The organism is Cedecea sp. VD22 (assembly GCF_037150195.1).
In the GTDB taxonomy this organism is placed as follows: Bacteria; Pseudomonadota; Gammaproteobacteria; order Enterobacterales; family Enterobacteriaceae; genus Cedecea.
Genome location: NZ_JBBCPX010000067.1, coordinates 1 through 267, shown reverse-complemented (window position 1 = coordinate 267; position 267 = coordinate 1). Strand labels below are relative to the sequence as shown.

The window sequence follows — 267 nt, the reverse complement described above, 5'->3', positions numbered from 1 at the left end:
CTGAAAAGAGCCACTAAGCTCCCTGTAGCAGGTCAGCTTTTTTTCTGGCACTCCCCATCCATATCTGTACCAATGCATATAACCAACGCCAACCCGCCCTGAGCACCCGCCCTGAGGATAACGGCCCGCGCCGTTCATTACACTAGTTATGTTATATCCATCTATCGAATTGTGTTGCACACCAAAAAAAGCCAGACGAAATACCCCTGTAATTTGATTCCCTGTTTTATCATCTCTTAAAACAATATTCCTTGTCGTGCCATCAAG

The 267-nt window shown here is 45.7% G+C and carries 1 pseudogene; it reads right to left on the bottom strand.

Going from position 1 to position 267, the window contains the following annotated elements:
- Positions 1 to 267, bottom strand: a pseudogene (locus WFK85_RS23510) (hypothetical protein); the annotation flags it as partial.